Raw genomic sequence first — 18,974 nt, 5'->3', positions numbered from 1 at the left:
TACTCAAATCTGCATCTGGCTGATCTGTTGAAACGCGGCGACCGTCTTGTCGCGGATCGCCAGCGTCGTCTGCAGCGTCCTCTCCGCGGACATCATCGAGTCCACGACCTGCTGCACGCTCGCCTTGCCCTCGATGCCCTTGATCGAGGTCGTCTCGGCGGTCTTGAGCGTGTGCAGCGCATTGTCGGCGGCCTGCGCCAGCGCGGCGCCGAAGTCCGATCCGGCGCTCGCGACGGAGGCGACGGCCGCCGGAGCGACGGAGGCCGCCGTCTGAACGGCGCCGGCGGCGAGGGGAAGAATGGCGGCGATCATGTCAGCTCCTCATCAGGTCGATCGTGTCGGAAATCATCTGGCGCGTCTGTTTCACCACCTGGAGATTGGCCTCATAGGAGCGGTTGGCCTCGCGCATGTCGGCCATTTCGAACAGGAGATCGACATTGGGCATTTTCACGTCGCCCTCGGCGTCGGCGGCTGGATTGCCCGGCATGTGCTCGATGCGGAAGGGCGTCTTGTCCACGCCGATGGTTTTCACTGCGACGAGCGTATCGCCGCCGGCGCGGTCGAGTTCGTCCTCGAAAGTGATCGTCTTGCGCGCGTAAGGATCGGCGCCGGCGAAAGATCCGGTCGATCGGGCATTGGCGATATTTTCCGCCACGACGCGCAGGCGCGCCGATTGCGTTTCAAGGCCGGAGCCGGCAATGTGAAGCGAGGAGGCAAGCGGATCGATCGACATGATTCAGACCTTCACGGCGTTCATCAGCATCTGCTGGAAGGAGCGGATGATGTTGACATTGAGCGAATGGGCGCGGCTGACCTCGCCGGCCTTCATCATTTCCTGTTCGAGATTGACCGAATTGCCGGAATAGACCACGTCCCAGGCGTCGTCGCGCTTGACCTTCACGCGCTGGCCGGCGTCGGCGACAGGTTGAATATGACCCGGCTCCGTCGCGGCCATGGACAATTGCATATGGGAGAGCACGGCGGCGAAAGGCGCGAGATCGCGCGCCTCATAATCCGGCGTGTTGGCATTGGCGACATTCGAGGCGATCGTCGCCTGCCGGGCGTCGAGCCAGTTCGCCTGCTGCGTCGCGAGCGAGAACAGCGCCAGCGTCTGCATGGAGAATCTCCGCCAAGTTTCCTTCACGCCGCTGGGCGCGAAAGGTCTTCAGCGCGAGATTAGGAAGTCAATCTTGCCCCAGGCTGGCCCCCTCAGAAGGCCAATCCCTTTTTCGCCTGCGCCTCGCCAAGCATACGCCGGGTGAGGATCACGCGATTCTCGCCATGGGGCTTGAATTCGCTCGAATAGCCGATCACGCTTTCCGCCGCGCCAAGCACGAGATAGCCGTCGGGCGCGAGCGCGCGCGCCATGCGCGCCAGCACGTCGCGTTTCTGTTCCGGCGCGAAATAGATCAGCACGTTGCGGCAGAGGATCACGTCGAACACGCCGAGAGGCGAGAAGTCGCTCATCAGATTCTGCTGGCGGAAATCGATCCGCGCCTTGATGCTCTGGTTGATAGCCCATTGATCCTTGCGCTTGGTGAAATAACGCACGAGATGCGACATTGGCACGCCGCGCTGGGCCTCGAAATGGCTGTAGACGCCCTCCCGCGCGCGCTTCAGCACGGAGTCGGCTATATCGGTCGCGACGATATCGACGCTCCAGCCTCCGAGCTTGCGCGCTTCCTCGTCGAGGATCATGGCCAGCGAATAGGGCTCCTGCCCGGTCGAGCAGGCCGCCGACCACAGCCGGATGCGGCGCGTCCGCGCCCGCGCCTTCAGCAATTCCGGCAGAATGGCGTTGCGAAACCCCTCGAAAGGCGCGCGATCGCGGAAGAAGAAGGTTTCGTTGACGGTCATCGCCTCCGTCACCTTCTTCGCGAGCGCGCGGTCCTTCTCAATGCGCGCGACGAGTTCCGCCAGACCGTTCAGCCCCGCCTGATCGATCACCGGATTGAGCCGCGCCTCGACGAGATATTGCTTCTCGCGGTCGAGCGCCAGTCCGGACGATTTCAGCAAAAAGCTCTGCAAGGCCAGGAAAGCCTGAGACATGACGCGACACCCGAATTACGCAAAGCGATATAGACAAATCCGCGCCCGTCAGCAGAGGCCGACTTCCTCGAATTTCGATTTCACGATCTGCTTGTTGAAGGGCTTCATGATATATTCGTCGGCGCCGGCCTGCATGGCGCGGGTGATGTGCTTCACGTCGCTTTCCGTCGTGCAGAACAACACTTTCGGCGTCGCGCCATTGGGCATCTGGCGCAGATTGACGAGGAACTCCAGCCCGTCCATCACCGGCATGTTCCAGTCGAGCAGAATAGCGTCCGGCATGGAGGCGGAAACGGCGACGAGCGCTTTCTGGCCATCCTCGGCCTCCGCGGTCTTGAAGTTCAGCTCTTCGAGAATCTTTTTCGCGATTCGCCGGATCATGGGCGAGTCGTCGACAACCAGCACGTTCTTCATTGTCAGTCTCCATTCGTGATTTCTTTGCGCCCGATGCGTGATGGATCAGCTGTCCTCGCTGAAGTCGAAGACCGCGTCGATATTGAGCAAAGGCATGATCCGGCCTGCGATCCGATGATAGGCGGCGGCGAATTTCGCCCGGCCGCGCGCTATATGCGGCGGCGGCGCGATCGCCGTGTCGGGGGCGAGGCTCAACACGTCGCCGATCTCGTCGACGAGCAGGGCGAAGGCCTCGCCACCATGCTCGATGCCGATCGCCAGGCTGCCCGCGCCGCCATCCTCCGGCCTGAGGCCGAGACGGCGGCGCAGGCTCACCGCCGTCACGATCTTGCCGCGCAGATTGACGAGGCCGACAATGTCGCGCGGGCCCCCGGGCGCCCGGGTGACCGAGCCGATCCGGAAGATCGTCTGAACGCGCGTCACCGACAGGCCGAAAACGTCGTCGGCGACCTTGATCGAGAAATAGCCGTCGAGCGCATTGGCCGCGGCCTGCGGCGTTTCGCTCAACGTTCGGGAAGGTTCGAAGCTCATGCGGCGACTCCTGCGGCGAAAGCGGCGCTCTCCCCGACGCCGTCGTCGGCGACGCAGGCGCGGATGATGTCGAGAAGCTGGTTGCGCTGGAATTTTCCGACGGCCGCCATCATGCCGGCCGCTTCCGCGGCGCGCATTATCTCGCGGCTGGCGAAAGGCGCGAGCGCGATCATCGGCGCGCGCGCCCCGGCGTCGCGGAGGCGCCTTCCGAGTTCGAAGCCAGCGCCGTCGGGCAGATCAACGTCGATGAGAATAGCGTCGAAGCGCGCATTCTGCGCGATGCGCGAAACGGCTTGCGCGCCGGTCTCCGCCTTGACCACCTCAAAGCCCGAAGCCTGCAGCGTGGCCGAAAGCATGTCGCGGAAAAACGCGGCGTCGTCCACCAGCAGCAAGCGGGTCTTGCCCTTGACCTCGCCTTCGCCCGGCGTCCGCAGCATGTCGATGAAATAAGCGATGTCGAGCAGTTCGACGACCTTGCCGCCGAAATTGGCGGCGCCGACGATCCCCGGCGCCTCTCCGGCGATTTCGACATCGAGTTTCTCGTCCACGATATCGAGAATGCCGTCGACCAAAAGCCCGAAGGGCTCGCCGTCCGGCGAAATGACGAAGACCGTATTGTCACCCTCCTTGACCATCACGTCGGGGGCGGCGGCGACGATCTGCATCAGGCGGCCCTGGTGATGCGTGAGCATCATCCCGTTCGAAAGCTCGATGTTTTCCGACGAGACGGTCTCGATCCGCGCCACGTTGGAAAGAGGCAGAACCTTGTCAACGCCCGCGCCCGCCCGAAAATAGATGAGGCGCATCTTGTCGGCGCTGGCCGCGCGGACGTTTTCCGCGTCGATCGTGGCCGCCTCGCGCGACTGCTCCAGCCCCAAAGCCTCGCGCAGGCCGTTGGGGTCGAGAATGAGCACGACCGAACCGTCGCCGAGAATGGTGTGGCCGGAAAAGGCGGCGAGATGCTGCAGCGAGCCGCCCATCGGCTTCACCACGATTTCCTGGACGTCGGTGACCGCATCAACCGTAATCCCGAAGGACTGGGCGCCGACGCGCATGATGACGGCAAGCTGCTCCGGATCAGCCCCGGGCTCGTCCAGCGGGGCGAGATCGAGCAGTTCCGCAAGGCTGCCGATGGGAAGGACCGCCTCGCGCAATTGCAGGATTTTCGAACCCTGGACGAATTCGATGCGATGCTCGCCGCCGTTGACGCCGACGGCCTCGACCACCGAATGCTGCGGCAAGGCGAATCTTTGACCGCTGGCCTCGACGATAAGGGCCGGGGCGATGGCGAGCGTCAGCGGAATTTTGAGCGCGAAACAGGAGCCCCGCCCCGGCGTCGAGGACAGAGCCACCGAGCCGCCGATCGCCTGAATGTTCTCGCGGACGACGTCCATGCCGACGCCGCGGCCGGAAACATTGGTCACGCGCTCGGCGGTGGAGAAGCCCGGCGAGAAGATGAAGCGATGGATCTCGTCGTCGCCCATCCGTTCGAGCTGCTGGGTCGTCGCCAGACCCCGCGCGAGCGCCTTCTCCTTGATCCGCTCCTTGTTGAGCCCGCGCCCGTCGTCGCTGATCTCGATCGTAATCTGGCCGGCCTCGTGCGAAGCCGCGACACGCACCGTTCCCGCCGCCGGCTTGCCGAGGCGGACGCGCTCTTCCGGCGGTTCGATGCCGTGGTCGGCGCAATTGCGCACGAGATGGGTGAGCGGATCGCGGATCAGCTCGATGAGCTGGCGGTCGAGTTCGGTGTCGCCGCCGTCGGTGACCAGATTGATCTTCTTGTCCAGATCGGTCGCGAGATCGCGGATCATGCGCGGCAGATTGGTGAAAACACGCTCGACCGGCTGCATGCGGGCGCGCATCACGGCGTCCTGCAGGTCGGACGTCATGGCCGAGAGACGCTGCAACGGCGACTTGAGCGTCTCGTCCGCATGGTGGCGCGTGATCTCGAGGAGCTGGTTCCGGGTCAGAACCAGTTCCGAGACGAGCTGCATGATGCGCTCGAGCGTGTTCAGATTGATGCGGATCGTCTCGGCGCGCTTGCCGGGCGCCGTCTCGGCGGCCGGGGCGCCGGCGTGAGCGTTTTTGACGGATCCGATCGCCGCGGGCGTTTGCCGCGTTTCAGCCTCCGGCGCGACCGGCGCCGCTGCTACGACGCGCTCGGGTTCGGGCTCCGGTTCGGAAATGGGCGCCGCCGCCGGGGCTTCCTCCTCGACAGCGGCGCCGCGGCACTCGACCACCCGCTCCTCGAGCAGAGCGATCATGTCGGAATCGTCACCCTCGCCTTCGCAGCCCTTTTCCTCCAGCTCGGCGAGCAGCGCCTTGACGCGATCGACCGCCGCGAGAACAGCTGAAACGACCTCGGGAGTCGCGTCGGCGCCCTCGCGCAAAGCCCCGATCAGGTTTTCCGCCGCGTGGGTGAGCCGCTGGAGCCGGTTCAGGCCAAGGAAGCCGCAGGTGCCCTTGATGGTATGGACGAGGCGGAAAATGCTGGCGATCAGGCCCGCATCCTCGGGATGACGCTCGAAGGCCACGATCTGCGCCGACGCCGCCTCGATCTGCTCGGCGGATTCGGCGAGGAATTCCTTCAACATTTCATCCATGGCTCTGCTTCCGCTCATTGGTCGATTTCGTCGTCTTTTTCTCCCGACACTCGTCGGACGGTCCTTCATTGATCAGACGCGCCACATAGGCGAGGCCGGCGCGCATCGCTGCCGCCGTGGTCTCGCAGGGCTCCGCGATCGATTCGGGAAAATTCGGGCCGTTCATTTCCACCGCAACTGTGCGTTGTGCTTCGAGAGCGATCTCATTGAGGCGTTTCAGGATCGATTCGAAGCTCTCGCGCAAGGCCGGGTCGAGTCTCTCGTAGCGACGCACCGCCTCGCGCGCGCCGGGAAGCGGCGACTGCAGGAAATATTCCCGATAGCTGCGCGGCTGCCAGGCGAGGGCCTCGTCCGTCATTTCGGGCATGGTCGGAAGGAATTCCAGCAGAAGAAGGATCTCGTTGAATACATTCAGATAGTCGTTGGCGAGGCCGGTTGACTGGTTCACGAACCCCAACGAGGCCTCGCGTCCATGATGGTCGCAAACACCAACCCCCTCCTGATGCGCCGCCCCGTGTTTCGACATCGTTCGAACTACCCGTTTTAGTTGTGTTTTATGGTTATTGCGCGCAACACGATAAAAAATGGTTACAACCCAGCCCGACACGCCGCCTTATCCGGACGTCGCTGAAATTTTTCGTTCTTTCGGAGATATACAATTCTAAGTTGTGCTTTTTTAACGAACAGGCGGCATCCTTTGCCGGCGATCGAGCGCCGGCTTTGCAGCCCGCAGCCCGGCACGACCTTGACCGGCCCGCACCGACGCGGGCGCACTTTCGAACAGGAGCGGGTTTCCAAAATGCTGACCCGAAAGCCCGCGATTTCGCCGATTCGCGTTCTCGTCGTCGACGATTCCAGCTTCATGCGCAGCGCGATCACGCGCCATATCCAGCGCGAGGCCCGATTCCAGGTCATCGGCGCGGCGACGAACGGCCGCGAGGGCGTCGCCAAGGCGCTGGAGCTCCGGCCCGACGTCATCACCATGGACGTCGAAATGCCCGAAATGAATGGAATCGAGGCGCTACGCCAGATCCTCGCGCAAACCTCGATTCCCGTCATCATGGTCAGCGCCCAGACCGAGGCCGGCGCCAAGACGACGATCCAGGCGCTGCAATATGGCGCGATGGACTTCATCCCCAAGAAGGGCGGCTTCGAGAATCTGCACGAAAAATTATTCGCAGTCGTCGGGGCGGCGCGGGCGCGTCTGGCGCCGACGGTGGCGGTCGCGGCGCCGCGGGCGCCGCTCGCCGCGCGCAAACCGCGCGTCGGCCAGTTGCGGCCGCGCATCGTCGTCATCGGCAGCAGCACCGGCGGCCCGCGGGCCTTGCTGCAGGTGCTCGAACGTCTGCCCGCGCATTTTCCGGCGCCGATCGTCGTCGCCCAGCACATGCCGCCGCAATTCACATCCGCCATGTCGAAATGGCTCGCCGAACATTGCGCGCTGAAAATCGTCGAGGCCTCGGACGAGATGGCGCTCGCGCCGGGCGGCGTTTATGTCGGCCCTGGCGGCATGCAGTTCCGCGTCGCCAGCGGCCGCACGAAAATTTCCGCCGACCAGGGCGAAAGCCTTTACAAGCCGAGCGTCGACGTACTCGCGGACAGCGTCGCCGCGGGTTATGGCGGCAATGTGCTGGCGATCATGCTCACCGGCATGGGCAATGACGGCGCCAGGGGATTCTTGAAGCTCAAGGAGGCCGGCGCCCACGTGATCGCGCAGGACCAGGCTTCCTCCGCCGTCTGGGGCATGCCTCGGGCCGTCGCCGAATGCGGCGGCGCCGACGAAATTCTCGCCGTAGGCGACATTGGCAGGCGGATCAACGCCCTGGTCGGACTTTCGGCTTGAGGGGCGTCACGGCCTCTCCACCTCTCCGCCCGCGCTGTCCGGCCCGATCTCGGGCGCAACCTGGGCCAGGGAGCGCTGGCTCGCCACCACCACCCAATAGTCGCCCATGCTGCGTATGGCGATGATCCGGCCGATTTCCGGACTTTCGTCGCCGACCCGAACCCGGCGAAACCCGCTGTCGCTTTCAAGCAAAGCATTGTCGTCGTTGAGCTCGACGATGCGGACCTTGTGACGCTCGGGCGGATCCTTCGCCTCGGAGCGCGCTGGCACGGCGCCGACCGGCGTCATGTCGATCGTGATCGATCTGTGGGCCTTGCGCGTCCGGTCCTCGGCCGCCGCGGCCCGCACCGCGGCCTCGACCGCCTTGACGCGGTTGGGCTGGGCGAAGATCGCGAAATCCTTCATGGCGTAGATTCGCGGCCCGCCTTCCTGATGGTTGAACATGAAGACCGCGAACCAGACCGATCCCGCCGCGCAGGCGAGACCGACCGACTTCAGCGCGAGGTCGTTCATTCCTTCCTCCCCGGTTCGGCGCCTTTGTCGCCCTGCAGGGTGTCGGCAAGCTCGCGAAAGGCGTCCGCGCTCGGCTGGTCATCGAGCGACTGCCCCATGGCCTCGTAGATTTTGGGAACGAAAATCACGGCCTGATCCATCAGTGGATCGGCGCCGGCGTGATAGCCGCCCATGAGGCGCAGGTCGCGCGAGGATTCATAACGCGCGATCATCGCGCGCAATTTCATCACCAGCGTCCGCTGCTCCTTGGTCCAGACATGATGCGCCAGCCGCGACACCGAGGACAGCACATTGACCGCCGGATAGCGCCCCTGGTCGGCGATGGCGCGATCGAGCACGATATGGCCGTCGAGCGCGCCGCGAATATTGTCGGCGACCGGATCATTGTGGTCGTCGCCATCGACGAGCACCGAAAACACGCCGGTGATCGAGCCGCCCCCAGCCTCCCCGGGCCCTGCGCGCTCCAAAAGCTTCGGCAGTTCGGAAAAAACGCTCGGCGCATAGCCGCGCGCCACCGCCGGCTCGCCGGCGGCGAGCGCCACGTCGCGCGCGGCATGGGCGAAGCGTGTGATCGAATCGACGATGAGCAGAACCGACTCGCCCTGGTCGCGCAGATATTCGGCGATGCTCATCGCGGTTTTCGGCGCAAGCCGGCGCATCATCGCGCTCTCGTCGCCAGTGGCGACCACGGTGATCGCCAGCTTGCGATTCTCGCCGAGAGCGTCGTCGAGAAATTCGCGCACCTCGCGTCCGCGCTCCCCGACGAGCGCGATCACCACGCTGTCGAAGCCGGGCGAGCCCGCCAGCATGGCGAGAACGGTCGATTTGCCGACGCCCGATCCCGCGAAAATGCCGATGCGCTGACCGGCGCAAATCGGGGTGAAGAAATCCACGACACGAATGCCGCTCTTGACCGGGCGGCGCACCCTTTCGCGCCGCATCGCGGCGGGCGGCTCGGCGTCGATCGGCACGGAGCGCGGGCCTTCGAGCAACGGCCCAAGCCCGTCGACCGGCCGGCCGAGCGCATTGAGCACCCGCCCCTTCCAGGAGCGATGCGGCTTGAGCCGCATCGGCCGCGAGCGGAAGGCGAGATGGCCGACGCCGGCCTGAACCCGGGAGTCGAAACTCTTCACCGTCACGGCCTGCGCGTCGATGCGCACAACCTCGCCGGGCGCGCCCCGCGCGTCGCCGTCGATGCAGACGACGTCGCCGAGTTTCAAGAGCCGCGACAGGCCCGCGACGCGATAGGCCGAGGGCCCGACCTCGGTGATGGTTCCGCCGACGCGCACCGGATCGAGCCGTAATTCGGCCTCCTGGACCTCGCGCAGCAATTGCTCCAGCGCCTGCATTTCAGGCTTCCGCCGTCACGAGGTCGCCCCAAGCGTTTTGATGGCGTCGAGGAACGAATTTTCGGTCGATTGGGTCGCATTGGCCGAACTGTCGAAGGCCCGAGAAACGTCGATCATCCGGGTCATTTCCAGCACCGGATTGACATTCGAGCCTTCGGTCATGCCCTGGGCCACGCCATTGTTGGTGAAATCCAGCACCGGCGTCGCGGGAATGTCAGGCCTGACGGAAGAATTCTCGTAGCGACTCAGCCGCGCCGCGGGATCGATGGAGAACAGGCCCACGGCGCCAATCTGGGCGCCGTTCTGGCTGATCATCCCGTCCTGGGAAATTGTCGGCGCCCCGCCCGATGGATCGAGCATGATGGAGGCGCCGCCGGCGTCGAGAATCGGATAATTGTCGACGCTGCGCAACGTCCCGCCTTCGTCCATGTGCAGGCGGCCGTCGCGGGTATAGACGACGCCGTCCGGCGTCCGCAGCGCGAACCATCCCTCGCCCTGCACCGCGATGTCGAGCGGATTGCCTGTCGAAATCAGCTCCCCGCCCTGGCGCGAAATATAGCTCTCGCCGCTCGTCGCGAAAGCGGTGGGCTCCGCCCCCGCGCGCGAGAGCACGGTGGAAAAGGTCACCTCCTCGGCGCGATAGCCGGCCGTATTCATGTTGGCGATGTTGTTGGCGATCGTGTCGAGCCGCTTCTGCAAGGCGACCTGACCCGAGAGCGCGACATAGATACTCGATTGCATCGGGGCGTCCGTGACCTGCGCGCCAGCCGCGCAGCCGGCCACATCACACCCAAGGGCGCTTGCTCCAGGCTGACCTGCCAGGGACGTCGCCGGCCCGCCGATGAAGTCCCGCTGGGTTTCTCTTGTTTTGGCTGGATTTTCGTCTGAAGGCCGGCGAGCGTTTTTCGCAGATCCTGCTTCCGCGGTTTAAGCCTCGCGCAAGCCCGAATGAGCCTAATGGGCGCGGTCCAACCAAGCGGAGCGCGGCCTTGAATTTCGTCGTCGGCCTTGTCATTTCCTTCGGCTGCATGCTGGGCGGCTATGCGGCGCTCGGCGGCCATCTCCACACCCTGCTCCAGCCCTTCGAGTTCCTCATTCTCGGCGGCGCCGCGCTCGGCATTTTCGTCGTCGCCAATCCCGTGCCGGTGATCAAGGATTCCGGCTCCGCGATCGTAGAGGCCATCGCCGGCAAGGGCCCGAAACAGAAGGATTTTCTCGATCTTCTGTCGCTTCTTCACGCGCTGATGCGCGAAATGCGCGGCAAGTCGCGCGGCGAGGTCGAAGGCCATATCGACAATCCCGGCGAATCCGAAATTTTCCGCGCCCATCCCAAGGTGCTCGCCAACAAGCTGCTCCTCGGATTCGTCTGCGACTATTGCCGGCTGATCATCATCGGCTCCGCACGCTCCTATGAGATCGAGGCGCTGATGGACGAGGAAATCCAGACCATCACCTATGACAAGCTGAAGCCGTACAACGCTCTGACCACGGTGGCCGACGGCTTTCCGGCGCTGGGCATCGTGGCCGCGGTGCTCGGCATCATCCACGCCATGGGCGCGCTCGACCAGGGGCCTGAAGTGCTCGGCGGGCTCATCGGCGCGGCGCTGGTTGGCACCTTTTCCGGCATTTTCGCCTCCTATGGCATTGTCGCGCCGGTGGCGCTGCTCATCAAGGCCACGCGCAACAAGCAGCTGCGCCTGTTCATTCTCGTGAAACAGACGCTGCTCGCCTATATGAACGGCGCGATGCCGCAGATCGCCGTCGAATTCGGCCGCAAGACCATTCCCGCCAAAGAGCGCCCGACCATCGACGAAGTGGAGAACGAAACCACTTCCGGCGGCGCCGATAGGCAGGCGGCCTAGCCCATGGACGCCAAGACCGAATCCGCGGCGCCCGCCGCCGAAAGACTGCTCGACAATCCGGGCCTGAGCGTCGAGCGCCTGCCGATGCTCACGCTGATCTTCGATCGGCTTGCGACCGCCTGCGCGGAGGGCTTGCGCCCCTATTCGCCGGCGATCCTGACCTGCTTCGTGAATTCGATCGCGACCGACCATGTGTGGGACGCGCTCGACGCCTATGACGGCAGCGTGGCCGCGATTCTCTATTCGCCGGAGCTCGACGCCCGCATTCTCGTCGGCCTCGACCGGCGCTGCATCTTCTCGCTGATGGAGGTCCTGCTCGGCGGCGACAGCAAGGAGCCGCCCTACGACGACGACCGCAATTTCTCGACGCTCGAAACCCGCGTCGCGCAGACGGTCTTCGAAATTGCCGCCGAAGCGCTTCATTCCGCTTTCGGGCCGATCATCGCCACCAAATTCCGGCTCGAACGGGTCGAGACGCGGATGGACTTCACCGTCATGGGACGCCGCAACGTGCTCGGGGTGATCGCCAAGATCCTGATCCAGGCCATGGATATCGGCGGCCAGATGTTCGTGGTCATTCCCCAGCCCGCGCTCACGCCCATCCGCCAGCAATTGTCGCGCGACTTGTCGAGCGACGGTTCGGCGAGCGACCCGCGCTGGCAGAAGATGATGCGGGCGGGAATCGAAAAGGCGGAAGTCTCGGCTTTCGCGATTCTCGACGAAAATGAACTCACGCTTGGCGAAATTTCCGGCTGGCGCGTCGGCCACATTCTCCCGCTCAAAGCCTCCGTCGACACCAAGATCCGCCTCGACTGCAAGGGCCAGCCCCTGTTCTGGTGCGAACTCGGCCAAGGCAAAGGCCATTACACACTGAAAGTGGCGGAGCGCGTGGACAATGAGGAAATGCCGCTCGCGCGATTCCTGGAACTCGCCGGCGCCGCCGAACAAAATTGAATCCTGCACGAGAGGACGACATGGCTGAAGCCGAAGAACTGTTGCACACGGCGGCCGCCGCGCCGGAAGGCGGCGACGACGCCGCCGACGCCGGGTTGCGCAAGCACGACGCCATCTTGCGGATTCCGGTCACCGTGCAAGTGGTGCTCGGCTCGGCGCGCATGCCGGTCGCGCATCTGATGAAACTTGGGCGCGGCGCCGTGGTCGCGCTCGACCAGCGCGTCGGCGAACCGGTGAATGTCGTCGTCAACGGCCGCGTCGTGGCCCGCGGCGAGGTCGTGGTGGTGGACGAGGACAATTCGCGCTTCGGCGTCTCCCTCACAGAGATCGTGGGATCCGCCGATGCCGACGCCTTCGTCTGAGGATTCGAGCCATCTCGGCGGCCAGCACGCCGCGCGCTCCCATGCCGTGGCGCGGCCGCTGTTCGGAGCCGAAAAGGTCGCCGCCCTCCTGCTCGCCCTCGACAAGCCGATCGCCGGACGCCTGCTGAAACGCCTCGATTCGCTCGAACTGCGCCAAGTCACGCGGGCGGCTTCCGAACTCGGCTCTGTCAATCCGGTGACGATCGAAAGGCTGATCGCGGATTTCGAGGAGCAATTCTCCTCGGGCGCCGAATTGCTGGGCTCGGCGGGCGAAGCGGAAAATCTTCTCGCCGGCGCCCTGCCGCCGGAAGAGGCGGCGGAAATCCTTTCCGACGTGCTCGGCAATTCCAACAAGGCGATGTGGGACCGGCTCTCGGCCGCGCCCGAGGGGGCGCTGGCGTCCTATCTCGTCAAGGAACACCCCCAGACCTTCGCCTTCGTACTTTCCAAACTCTCGTCGGGCGCGGCGGCGAAAATCCTCGCCCAGACGCCGCGCGAGATCCGCAACAGCCTGATGCGCCGGATGCTGTCGCCGCGCCCGGTGATGGATCCGATGATGCGCCTGCTCGAACGCACATTGCACGAAGATCTCCTGCTGAATGTCGCCCGCAACACCGGCGCCGACACCCATTCCAAGATCGCCGAAATCATCAACAAAATGGAGCGCGAGCAGATCGAGGACGTGTTGCAGTCGCTCGCCGAGGATCGCCCCAAGGACGCGGAAACCCTGCGCGGCCTGCTCTTCACCTTCGAGGACATCGCCAAGCTTTCCCTCAAGGCGCGCACCACCGTGTTCGACCGCGTGCCGGCCGACCGCGTCGTCCTCGCCCTCAGGGGCACCGACCCGACGTTCCGCGAACTCATCCTGTCGTCGATGGCCGCCCGCGCACGCCGCATGGTCGAAAACGAACTCAACACCGGCGGCCCCGCGCAGCAGCGCGAGGTGATGAAAGCACGCCGCGCGATCGCCGACACGGTGCTCGAAATGGCGGAGCGCAACGAAATCGAAATCCATGGATCGGGCGAGTCGGACGCCTTGTTCGAATGACGCGCCGGAGCATTGCGGTTTCGGCAGGATTGCTTCGCAATCCAAGGAAACGCCATGGCGCGAAGCCCCTTTTCGTCATCGGCGAAATTTCGCGCCAGCGGAGTTCCTATGAGGCCCGCCGGGCATGAGCGACGCGCCCGACAAGGAAAGTCAGACCGAGGAAGCGACCGAGAAAAAACTTCACGATTCGATCGAAAAGGGCGACACGCCATTTTCGCGCGAGGCCGCTTTGTTCGCGAGCCTGCTCGCTTCCCTGCTCTTCCTTTCCTTTTTCCTGCGCGACGGCGCCGTGCGTCTCATCGCCGCCTTGCAGAACCTCCTCGACCAGAGCGGCCAATACCAGCTCGGCCAGGGCCGCAACGCGACGCTGCTCCTCGGCGCCGTCGTCGAGGATTCGGGCGCCTTTGTCGCCCCCGCATTGATCCTGCTGATCGTCGCCGGCGTGGTCGCCGCTGTGGCCCAGAATCCGCCGCGCCTGATCGGCGAACGCATTGCGCCCAAGTGGGATCGCGTCTCACCCCGCTCGGGCTGGGGCCGCATTTTCAGCCTGCGCGGCGCAACCGAATTCGGCAAGAGCCTGTTGAAACTCTTTGCCGTCGGCCTCGTCGTCACCATCATCGTGAAAGGCGAGATCGGAGGCGCCTTCAAATCGATCTTCTCCGATCCCGCCGAACTAGCCGACCATCTGCTCGACGTCGTCCGCGGCCTGTTCGCGAGCGTCGCCGCCGCCGCCGGCGCGCTCGCTGCCGCCGATCTCGTGTGGTCGCGGATTCACTGGCGCCGCGATTTGCGCATGACCCGCCAGGAAGTGAAGGAAGAGCAGAAGCAAATGCTCGGCGACCCGATGGTCAAGGCCCGCCTGCGATCCGTCGCGCTCGAGCGATCGCGCAAGCGCATGATGAGCGCGGTGCCGAGCGCGACGCTCGTCGTCGCCAATCCGACCCATTACGCCATCGCCTTGCGCTATGTCCGCGACGAAGGCGGCGCGCCGAAGGTCGTCGCCAAGGGCCAGGACCTCATCGCGCTCAAGATTCGCGAAATCGCCGAAGCGAACGCCATACCGGTCATCGAGGACAAGGCCCTGGCAAGGTCGATGTATGATCGTGTCGAGGTGGACATGATGATTCCAGCGGAATTCTATCGCGCGATCGCGGAAATCATTCATTTCCTGAACACGCGCGGCTCCGGCCGCCGCAACCCGTGAGGGCGACCGTCATGTCCAACGCCGAAGCCGCCTTCGCCTGCGAGCGCATCCTCGCCGAGAATCTCGCGGACGTCGCGAGCGAACTTCGGCTGATCAATGTCGCCGACTTGATCGGCTACATTCGCGGCGAACGCGTCGCGACGCTCGAAGATTTGGTTAATTCAGCGTCGGAGCTCTACTTCAAGCAAGGCGCGCTGCGCTACGCCTGGTCGGCGGATCTCGACCTTTTGTGGGAGACGCCGCCGGCGATCTCTCTCAACATGGAGTTTTCCTGGCGCGGCGTGACCGCCTTTTTTGCCTTGCGCCTCGATTCCGCCTACGCCGGCGTCGATCTCCAGCAGATGGTCTTCGACGAACCGGACGGCGACGAGCGTCCCTGCGAGCGCCTCGCCAGCGCCGTCGCCGACGCCAGAATCGCGCCGCCACGCGGCGGCGCTCCGCGCTGAGACATCAAAAACGCAGCCCGGCCGCGCGCTCAGTCTCCTGGCGTCGCCGCCCCGCAAGGGGGAGGGAGAAGCCTCTGCGCTTTTGATGATCCTTCCCCCTAATTGGGGAGAGCGCCCGCGCCGCGGCCGAGTGTGGCTCATGACCGCAGCGAAGCGAAACTTGGCCGTCGCTTTGAGACGTTTTTCCTTTCCGCGACCTCCGCGCGGCTCAGGCGATCTTCGCGCCCATCCGCAACCCGCCCCAATGCTTGCGATTGACATAGATCGGCGCGGAAATGTCCTTGATCAGAGCGACGCGGCCGCCGCCGAGATCACGCGGATAGGTCTGGCTCAGCACGGGACTGGTGTTGCGCGCCGCCGTCATTCCGGTCATGTCGTCGAATATCCGGCGGTTGCGCGAATTGGCGTTGTTCCACACTGGGTCCGGGCCCTGTGGCGCGGAATATTTCCTGTTGTGCACCGGCAGGTAGCCGTTGCGATCGACGGCGGCCGAAAACACCACTGCCGGATCGAGTTCGAGGATCGGCTCCTGAATTTCCGGCAAATGGCGTTCGAGAAACTCCAGCGTCTGATTGCGGTATTGCCGTGGATTGGTGTCCGGGATCGGAACGTAATTTGCGTCGAACAAGGCCGCTTCCGTGATCTCGCCATTGGCGACGGCGCGCTCGAACAGCTCCGCGACCATTTTCGACCGCGCGACCACGATTTCGCGCAACTTTTCCTCCTTCGCCAAGAGCCGCTCCATCAACGCCTTCAGCGCTGCCGAGGTCTGGTCCGGGATTTCCACGAACTGGAGCCTCTGGCCGTGGTCCGACGGCGGCGCGACACGCGCGCGCAACGGGCCGACGGCCTTCAGTTCGGCCTCTACGATCAGCCCGGGCTCCAAGAGATCGGGAAGGCCCGAGACAGTCGCCCCGCCCACGGATATTTCCACGATTTCTCCGGCCATGCGCCGCCCGTTCCGGACAAGCTCCACGGGTACGAGCGCGGGTGAGCGCGGATATTTGCGGCCATCCACATCGGCGAAGCTTTTCACCACGACGACCAGACGGGTCGAAAGGCGCTCGAACAGGGTGCCGACCTGGCGCGACTGATCGGAAACCTTCGCCGCCGCAATATCGACCTCGCCCACGGCGCCGGTGAACATTTCGACGCTGCCGCCAAGTTGCGCCGCGCCTGCCGCCGCCGCATGAGCGCTATGTCCGATCTGCCCGACCGCCTCGACCTGCTGGCCCGAACTATGGGCTACGGCGGAGGCGATCAGGCTGATCTGGCTGATCAGTTCCCGCATGTCCTTCATCGCGCCGACCGCCGATTTCATCGCGGCTTCGATTTCTGCGATCTGGCCGGAAATTTCCCGCGTCGCGGCGTTGGTGCGCTGGGACAGGAGCTTCACCTCATTGGCGACCACGGCGAATCCGCGGCCGTTCTCCCCGGCGCGCGCCGCCTCGATCGTCGCATTGAGCGCGAGCAGGCTGGTCTGGTTGGAGACGCCGGCGATCAACCCCACGATCTCGGCCACCCGCGCGGCGGAAGCCGACAAAGCCGCGAAGCGCCGCTCCGCTTCATCCGCACGTCCGACGGCGTCGTTCACCAGAGTATCCGTCTCATTGGCCTGGCGCCCGACCTCCTGGCTCGACGCCTGCAATTCCTCGACCGCCGCCGCGACCGCCCCCATGGATTGGGAGGTGGTTTCGACGCCGTCCTTGACCAGCGAAACGCCGCCGCGCAATTCGGTCAGCAATTTTTCGAGATCGTTCACGATCGCCCGCAAGGACTCGGACTGGCGGGCGGCGACCTCGTTCGAGGACTCCATTTCCGCCTCGATCGCGTTTTTCAGATCGAGCGCTTCGAGTTCGCGCGCCGCCCTTTCCGTGCCTGCGAAAAAGGCGTTCAGATTGGCGCCCATGTCCGTGAACACCGATTCGGTCAGGGCCTCGACAATCTCGGCCTCGCGGCCGCGCCGGGCGAGAATCACGCGCAGGAAGCGCTTGAAGAAATAGCCATAGGCGCCGAGATAGATTTCCGGAGAAAGCTTCAACCGCACATGGGTTTCGCCGATCCGCCGCGCCCTTTTCTTCAGCTCCGCGCCGGGCGGATTGGCCAGCAGATATTTCCAGTGTTCGAGATTGGCGTCCCGCGCCCGCCGCGCCGTCTGGGGATCGCGCAGCAGCGCGGACTTGTCCGGATCAGCCGCGAATTCGGCGTAGAAGGCGTCGAAGATTTCCTCGATCCGCGGCGCGATCGCCGCGCTCAGCGCCTCATAAACGCCCGCGCCGTCCGTAACGTTCGCGCGCGCCTTCCTCAAGGGATTCAGTCCCATCTTTTCCGCACCATCGGCTGAAGGCGCCGACCCGAAGTCGGACGAGCGCCGGTTGACAGATTCGACATTGTGGCGGGCGCGGCTTGTCCCGACCTTGCCCTTCGATTTCGCTATTGCGGCATCTGATCCTTCGGCATGTAGGCGAAGTCCTGCACGAGAACCTCCTTGATAAGGCCCTTGCCGAGCTTTTCATTCACCACCGTCCGGATCTGGCTGGTGAGGGCGTTGATGTCATATTTGTCGAGATGGCGGAAATCGAGGCTCGGATCGCCATAGATGGTGCGGAAGGCGTAGTCGAGGACGAAGGCCTCGGGATTGACATTGAGCCTTTCCGCCTGCCTGGCGTCGATCGCGTAAAGAAACTGGACGATGACATAGCCCAGCAGCGCGCCATCCGCGATCACCGGCACGTTGATCACCCGCGATTTGCGATATTCGTAATTGTGCTCGGTCGCTTCGTCATGCGCGGCGGTCGCGCGCGCGACGCGCCATTGGCCCGCCTCGTAGCTGGAAAAGGCCGTAATCGCGCTCACCCAAAGCGCCAGGATCAACAATTTGACCATCGCTTCTTCGCCCCGATCTAAGGAGCGCCCCCGCGGCCGTAGGTGCCGTCCGACTCCGCGTCCTGCATCGCGCGCGTCAGCAGCGCGGCGATCGAATCGACCGCCTTCAGATGATGCGCGAGCATCCTTTGATTCTCTTCGAGCTTGCCGACCAGGCGGAGGACGCGCGTCCGGTCGACGCCCGCAAGATCGGCGGCGTCGAAATTGCGCAGGATGCGATTGATTTCGAGAAGGCCCTGACGCTTGCGATGATTGAAATCCGTCAATTCCGTGGCCCCATTTTCACGCAAGATCGCGGTCTCCTGCTCGATCGCCGCCTCCATGCGGTCGAGCGCGTCATAGAGCGCCGGAGCGGCGTTCGCCGCAAAACGCAAATTTCGATGAATGGTCATGGGCCTCGCCTCGGGCGCTCTATGCGCCGGTCACCGTATTTTTCTTCGATTTCAAAAGGTTCTGATGGGTGGCGAAGAGCCGCTCTCCTATTTTCAGCTCGCCCGATTTCGCAATCTGCTCGGCGATCTTTTCGGAAAGAAACGATTTCCAGACGTCGCCGGCGACGCCCGTTCCGAAAACATCGCCGGCATCCTTGGGCAGCATCTGGTCGATCATGTTTTTCAGCAGCAGGCTGGCAAGACCGACCTCCGCCTTGTGCGCGGGCGTCTGTTTCGCCATCAGCGACGCAACGGGGTTCTGATAGGACAGGTCGCGCAAAGGAGCCGCCGGGCGCGCGGGAAGCTGATCGAGCGCAGCGGAAAAGCCGGTCGAAACATCGCCCGTGGCCGCAGCGAGCATCCGGGTCGTCGCCATGGCTTTCTGGGGATCGGCGGCGCGCGCCACGTCGATAATGAGGTCGGATGGTGGAGAAATGGCCATATGCGGCTCCCATAGCCTGGGAAAGCTACTCGACCTG

General features: G+C 64.3%; 22 protein-coding genes. 7 read left to right on the top strand and 15 right to left on the bottom strand.

Translation table 11 applies throughout. The features are described from left to right. Positions 1-3 precede the first annotated feature (3 nt). The 8 genes from fliE to K2U94_RS05385 all read right to left on the bottom strand — a co-directional run bounded on the left by fliE (position 4) and on the right by K2U94_RS05385 (position 6,045). On the bottom strand, positions 4-312 hold the full coding sequence (gene fliE / locus K2U94_RS05420) for a flagellar hook-basal body complex protein FliE (RefSeq protein ID WP_243066239.1): 309 nt from the start codon (positions 310-312) through the stop codon (positions 4-6). Position 313: 1 nt separating this feature from the next. Next, positions 314-733, bottom strand: a complete 420-nt coding sequence (gene flgC, locus K2U94_RS05415; RefSeq protein ID WP_243066238.1) for a flagellar basal body rod protein FlgC — start codon at positions 731-733, stop codon at positions 314-316. A gap of 3 nt (positions 734-736) precedes the next feature. Beyond that, entirely contained in the window at positions 737-1,117 is a 381-nt protein-coding gene (flgB, locus tag K2U94_RS05410) for a flagellar basal body rod protein FlgB (protein WP_243066237.1), read from the bottom strand. Positions 1,118-1,209: 92 nt separating this feature from the next. Continuing rightward, positions 1,210-2,049, bottom strand: a complete 840-nt coding sequence (locus K2U94_RS05405) for a CheR family methyltransferase (protein ID WP_243066236.1) — start codon at positions 2,047-2,049, stop codon at positions 1,210-1,212. A 48-nt stretch (positions 2,050-2,097) separates the two neighbouring features. After that, complete coding sequence (locus tag K2U94_RS05400) at positions 2,098-2,463, bottom strand: response regulator (protein WP_243066235.1); 366 nt, start codon at positions 2,461-2,463, stop codon at positions 2,098-2,100. 45 nt (positions 2,464-2,508) lie between these two features. Continuing rightward, positions 2,509-2,994, bottom strand: a complete 486-nt coding sequence (locus K2U94_RS05395; RefSeq protein WP_243066234.1) for a chemotaxis protein CheW — start codon at positions 2,992-2,994, stop codon at positions 2,509-2,511. Next, the gene (locus K2U94_RS05390; protein WP_243066233.1) at positions 2,991-5,615 is read right to left on the bottom strand and encodes a hybrid sensor histidine kinase/response regulator; all 2,625 of its coding nucleotides are present in this window, start codon (positions 5,613-5,615) and stop codon (positions 2,991-2,993) included. Before K2U94_RS05390 ends, K2U94_RS05395 begins: the two co-directional genes overlap by 4 nt. Next, positions 5,590-6,045 carry a hypothetical protein gene (locus K2U94_RS05385; RefSeq protein ID WP_243066232.1) on the bottom strand — a complete coding sequence of 152 codons (456 nt, stop codon included), beginning with the start codon at positions 6,043-6,045 and terminating at the stop codon, positions 5,590-5,592. The genes K2U94_RS05390 and K2U94_RS05385 overlap by 26 nt, the downstream gene beginning before the upstream one ends. A 249-nt stretch (positions 6,046-6,294) precedes the next feature. Here K2U94_RS05385 and K2U94_RS05380 point away from each other — a divergent pair, with 249 nt between their 5' ends. Further along, positions 6,295-7,440, top strand: a complete 1,146-nt coding sequence (locus tag K2U94_RS05380) for a protein-glutamate methylesterase/protein-glutamine glutaminase (RefSeq protein ID WP_243066231.1) — start codon at positions 6,295-6,297, stop codon at positions 7,438-7,440. 6 nt (positions 7,441-7,446) lie between these two features. Here K2U94_RS05380 and K2U94_RS05375 read toward each other — a convergent pair whose 3' ends face one another. The 3 genes from K2U94_RS05375 to flgF are packed head-to-tail and all read right to left on the bottom strand — an operon-like array spanning position 7,447 to position 10,043. Beyond that, positions 7,447-7,953 carry a hypothetical protein gene (locus K2U94_RS05375; protein WP_243066230.1) on the bottom strand — a complete coding sequence of 169 codons (507 nt, stop codon included), beginning with the start codon at positions 7,951-7,953 and terminating at the stop codon, positions 7,447-7,449. Further along, positions 7,950-9,302 (bottom strand): flagellar protein export ATPase FliI, encoded by a 1,353-nt coding sequence (gene fliI / locus K2U94_RS05370; protein ID WP_243066229.1) that lies wholly within the window; start codon positions 9,300-9,302, stop codon positions 7,950-7,952. The genes K2U94_RS05375 and fliI overlap by 4 nt, the downstream gene beginning before the upstream one ends. 15 nt (positions 9,303-9,317) lie before the next feature. Beyond that, positions 9,318-10,043, bottom strand: coding sequence for a flagellar basal-body rod protein FlgF (gene flgF / locus K2U94_RS05365; RefSeq protein ID WP_243066228.1), 726 nt, complete (start codon positions 10,041-10,043; stop codon positions 9,318-9,320). Between the two features lie 248 nt (positions 10,044-10,291). Between flgF and motA the strand changes: the two genes are divergently transcribed. From motA to K2U94_RS05335, 6 genes are all read left to right on the top strand, one after another. Then, on the top strand, positions 10,292-11,164 hold the full coding sequence (gene motA, locus K2U94_RS05360) for a flagellar motor stator protein MotA (protein ID WP_243066227.1): 873 nt from the start codon (positions 10,292-10,294) through the stop codon (positions 11,162-11,164). Positions 11,165-11,167: 3 nt separating this feature from the next. After that, positions 11,168-12,118: a flagellar motor switch protein FliM gene (locus tag K2U94_RS05355; RefSeq protein ID WP_243066226.1), complete on the top strand. Its 951-nt coding sequence runs from the start codon at positions 11,168-11,170 to the stop codon at positions 12,116-12,118. Between the two features lie 20 nt (positions 12,119-12,138). Continuing rightward, complete coding sequence (gene fliN / locus K2U94_RS05350; protein WP_243066225.1) at positions 12,139-12,480, top strand: flagellar motor switch protein FliN; 342 nt, start codon at positions 12,139-12,141, stop codon at positions 12,478-12,480. Beyond that, positions 12,461-13,528: a flagellar motor switch protein FliG gene (locus K2U94_RS05345; protein WP_243066224.1), complete on the top strand. Its 1,068-nt coding sequence runs from the start codon at positions 12,461-12,463 to the stop codon at positions 13,526-13,528. The genes fliN and K2U94_RS05345 overlap by 20 nt, the downstream gene beginning before the upstream one ends. A 124-nt stretch (positions 13,529-13,652) precedes the next feature. Further along, entirely contained in the window at positions 13,653-14,732 is a 1,080-nt protein-coding gene (locus K2U94_RS05340) for an EscU/YscU/HrcU family type III secretion system export apparatus switch protein (RefSeq protein WP_243066223.1), read from the top strand. Between the two features lie 11 nt (positions 14,733-14,743). After that, positions 14,744-15,178 (top strand): hypothetical protein, encoded by a 435-nt coding sequence (locus tag K2U94_RS05335; RefSeq protein WP_243066222.1) that lies wholly within the window; start codon positions 14,744-14,746, stop codon positions 15,176-15,178. A 208-nt stretch (positions 15,179-15,386) separates the two neighbouring features. Here the strand turns inward: K2U94_RS05335 and K2U94_RS05330 are convergent, their stop codons facing one another. From K2U94_RS05330 to K2U94_RS05315, 4 genes are all read right to left on the bottom strand, one after another. Beyond that, positions 15,387-17,501: a methyl-accepting chemotaxis protein gene (locus K2U94_RS05330; RefSeq protein WP_243066221.1), complete on the bottom strand. Its 2,115-nt coding sequence runs from the start codon at positions 17,499-17,501 to the stop codon at positions 15,387-15,389. A 110-nt stretch (positions 17,502-17,611) separates the two neighbouring features. Continuing rightward, positions 17,612-18,064, bottom strand: coding sequence for a hypothetical protein (locus tag K2U94_RS05325; RefSeq protein WP_243066220.1), 453 nt, complete (start codon positions 18,062-18,064; stop codon positions 17,612-17,614). Positions 18,065-18,081: 17 nt separating this feature from the next. Next, a complete protein-coding gene (locus tag K2U94_RS05320) occupies positions 18,082-18,456 on the bottom strand; it encodes a flagellar protein FlgN (protein ID WP_243066219.1) in 375 nt (124 codons plus the stop codon). 19 nt (positions 18,457-18,475) lie between these two features. Further along, positions 18,476-18,937 carry a hypothetical protein gene (locus K2U94_RS05315; protein ID WP_243066218.1) on the bottom strand — a complete coding sequence of 154 codons (462 nt, stop codon included), beginning with the start codon at positions 18,935-18,937 and terminating at the stop codon, positions 18,476-18,478. Between the last annotated feature and the right edge of the window lie 37 nt (positions 18,938-18,974).

This window comes from Candidatus Rhodoblastus alkanivorans (assembly GCF_022760755.1).
Classification (GTDB): domain Bacteria; phylum Pseudomonadota; class Alphaproteobacteria; order Rhizobiales; family Beijerinckiaceae; genus Rhodoblastus; species Rhodoblastus alkanivorans.
The sequence above is the reverse complement of the archived record's forward strand: the minus strand, read 5'-3'. Positions and strand labels throughout refer to the sequence as shown.